Source organism: Terriglobales bacterium, assembly GCA_035457425.1.
Taxonomy (GTDB): domain Bacteria; phylum Acidobacteriota; class Terriglobia; order Terriglobales; family Acidobacteriaceae; genus JACPNR01.
The window spans coordinates 1-3,086 of sequence record DATIBR010000017.1 but is presented as its reverse complement, the minus strand read 5'-3'; the positions used below and the strand labels follow the sequence as shown (position 1 = coordinate 3,086).

Sequence of the window (3,086 nt, the reverse complement as noted above, 5' to 3'; positions counted from 1 at the left end):
GGATGGGCAAGCTCCAGGTCGAGCTGACCGGCACGAAGTCGCTCGAGGAGATGAAGCAGCGCGTGGCGGCGGCGGCGAAGGAGCGGCCGGCGGGCGAATGGATGCAAGGCCGCGGCTGGGACCACACGAAGTGGACGAAGGTCGTGCTGCCGACGCGGCAGGACCTCGACGCCGTCACCGGCGACCATCCGGCCATCTTCACGCGCGTCGACGGGCACATCGCGGTCGCCAACACCGCCGCGCTCCAAGCCGCGGGCGTCACCAAGACGACGAAGCCGGGGCAGGGCGGCGCCATCGACCTCGGCGATGACGGCGAGCCGACCGGCATCCTCCGGGAAGGCGCGCGCGACCTTGTCTATTCGAAGATCCCGCCGCCGACTCCCGCCATGCGCCGCCGCGCGCTCGAGCTCGCGCTCGCCGACGCCGCGCAGTGGGGCATCACCAGCGCGCAGGACAACTCCGACTGGCAGGACTTCCTCGTCTTCGAGGAGATGGAGAAGGAAGGCAAGCTCACCCTGCGCATCACGGAGTGGCTGCCGTTCGGCGCGGACCTGAAGACGCTGGGCGAGCATCGCGCGCACCATCCCGCCACCGACCCGATGCTGCACACCGGCATGCTCAAGGGCTACATGGACGGCTCGCTCGGCTCGCGCACCGCGGCGCTGCTCGCGCCCTATTCCGACGACCCGAAGAACTTCGGGCTGCCGCAGTTCCGCCAGCACGATCTCGAGGAAGAGACGTGGGAGAAGACCAACGCCGGTTTCCAGATCGGCTTCCACGCCATCGGCGACCGCGGGTCGGACCTGGCGCTGGCGGGGTTCGGCGAGGCGTGGCGCGAGTGGCACGAGCGCCCGCAGAATCGCGACAAGACGCCCGACTTCCGCTTCCGCATCGAGCACGCCCAGGTGATGGCGCCCGGGCAGTTCCAGGAGATGAAGGAGCTGGGCGTGATCGCCAGCGTCCAGCCCAACCACCTGCTCACCGACATGAACTGGGCGGAGGCGCGCATCGGGCCGGAACGCGCGAAGTACTCCTATCCGTGGCGCACGTTCCTCGACAACAAGATCCCGCTGGCGTTTGGGACGGATTACCCGGTGGAGCCCATCACGCCCTTCCGCGGGCTGTACTGCGCGGTGACCCGCATGAGCGAGGACGGGAAGAAGACCTACTATCCCGAGCAGAAGCTGACCATCGACGAGGCCATCGCCGCTTACACCACCGGCTCGGCCTACGCGGAGTTCGCCGAGAAGGAGAAGGGAACGCTCGCGCCCGGGATGCTCGCCGACTTCGTCGTGCTCGACCGCGACATCAGCAAGGTGAAGCCGGAGGAGATCCTGAAGACGAAGGTGCTGCGGACCGTGGTGGGCGGGAAGACGGTGTACGAGGCGAAGTGATTTGTGATTTGCGGTTTGTGATTGGTGATTTGAAATCGTACTGACCCGGCGTTAGTATCGTCCGTTCGACATATGCCGCAGAATTACATCCCGGCGTTCCTGTTCATCGCGGTGGTGGGGGTGCTGATCCCCCTGACGCTGATCCTTGCGAAGCTGGTGCGCCCGGAGAATCCCAACAAGACCAAGCTGATGGCGTACGAGTGCGGCATCGACCCGGTCGACAACGCGCGCGGCCGCTACACCGTGCGCTTCTACATCGTCGCCATCCTGTTCGTGGTGTTCGACGTGGAGACCATCTTCCTGTTCCCGTGGGCGGTGCAGTTCAAGATGCTCGGCATGTTCGGGTTCATCGAGATGATGATCTTCCTCGCCATCCTCGTGGTCGGGTACGTGTGGATATGGCGAAAGGGAGCGCTCGAGTGGGTGTAACCCATTGCCGATTTACGATTGTCGAGTGACGATTTGCGGGGCGGCTGAAGCCGCCCCGTTCAGTTTTTCGCGGCGTTGACACTCAATATGCAAGCTGTTAGAAAGTAAGGTTCTTCCACGATTTGCGCGGTTAGCAGTCGCTCCCTGCATGGCTGACGAAACCAAACGCAATCCCTCGGACCCGCAAGCGAGTGGTGGCGACAAGCCGCCCGCGCAGCCCGTTACCGCCGCCGGCCAGAACGTCGCGCCCGGCAAGGCCGGCGACGCCGCGCAGGGCAAAGACCCCGCCAAAGTCCAGCCGACGCCGCCCGGCGCAGCCGCCGGCCATGCCGCGCCGCCGCCCAAGCCCGCCGGTCCCGCGGCGACGCCATGGGAGCACCCGCGCGTCGCGAAACTGAAGGGACTGTACGGCTCGGGCATCAAGGACGCGCTGACCTACCTCGGTCAGAACTACTTCGTCGTGAACAAGGAAGTCGTCTTCGACGTGCTGCGGTCGCTGCGCGACGACGAGAAGTTCGATTACTGCGTCGACGTCACCGCGGTGCACTATCCCGACAAGCCGGAACCGTTCGAGGTGGTGTGGATCCTCTACTCGTTCGCGCACAACGAGCGCGTGCGCGTGAAGACCAGCGTCAAGGACGGCGAGAAGCCGCCCAGCTCGGTGCCGCTCTGGGAGACGGCGAACTGGCTGGAGCGCGAGGTCTACGACATGTTCGGCGTCGAGTTCGAGGGGCATCCGGACATGCGGCGCATCCTGTTGCCGGATGGGTGGAAGGGATTCCCGCTGCGCAAGGACTACGGCATCATCCAGCAGGATAACGAGTGGGTGAAGATCAATCTCGGCATCGAGAGCGGGCAATAGAGGGCTACGGGAAGAACGTGGCGGAGATCCTCAAATCCGAGCAGAACCCGTCGGCGGTGAAGCACCTGGAGCAGGCGCCGGAGCCGCAGGCGCCGTACCTCGATTCCGACGAGCTCATCCTGAACATGGGCCCGCAGCATCCCTCCACGCACGGCGTGCTGCGCGTCATCCTGAAGCTCGACGGCGAGAAGGTGCTGGGCACCGAGTGCGTGATCGGATACCTGCACCGCGGGGTGGAGAAGATCGCCGAGCACCGCACCTACGCGATGTTCAATCCGTACGTCGACCGCATGGACTACGTGGCGGCGGTCTCGAACGGGCTGGGCTACTGCGAGGCGGTGGAGAAGCTGCTCAACATCGAGGCGCCGCCGCGCGCGCGCTACATCCGGGTCATCCTGACG

The 3,086-nt window shown here is 65.5% G+C and carries 4 protein-coding genes; all 4 read left to right on the top strand.

All coding sequences use genetic code 11. From position 1 onward, the window contains the following. Nucleotides 1-1,394, top strand: a 1,394-nt coding sequence (locus tag VLA96_01560) for an amidohydrolase (GenBank protein ID HSE47873.1), incomplete at its 5' end; no start/stop codon positions are given. 72 nt (nucleotides 1,395-1,466) lie between these two features. Then, a complete protein-coding gene (gene ndhC / locus VLA96_01555) occupies nucleotides 1,467-1,823 on the top strand; it encodes an NADH-quinone oxidoreductase subunit A (protein HSE47872.1) in 357 nt (118 codons plus the stop codon). 148 nt (nucleotides 1,824-1,971) lie between these two features. Beyond that, the gene (locus tag VLA96_01550) at nucleotides 1,972-2,685 is read left to right on the top strand and encodes an NADH-quinone oxidoreductase subunit C (GenBank protein HSE47871.1); all 714 of its coding nucleotides are present in this window, start codon (nucleotides 1,972-1,974) and stop codon (nucleotides 2,683-2,685) included. Nucleotides 2,686-2,702: 17 nt separating this feature from the next. Then, a partial coding sequence (locus tag VLA96_01545) for a hypothetical protein (GenBank protein HSE47870.1) occupies nucleotides 2,703-3,086 on the top strand: 384 nt, incomplete at its 3' end.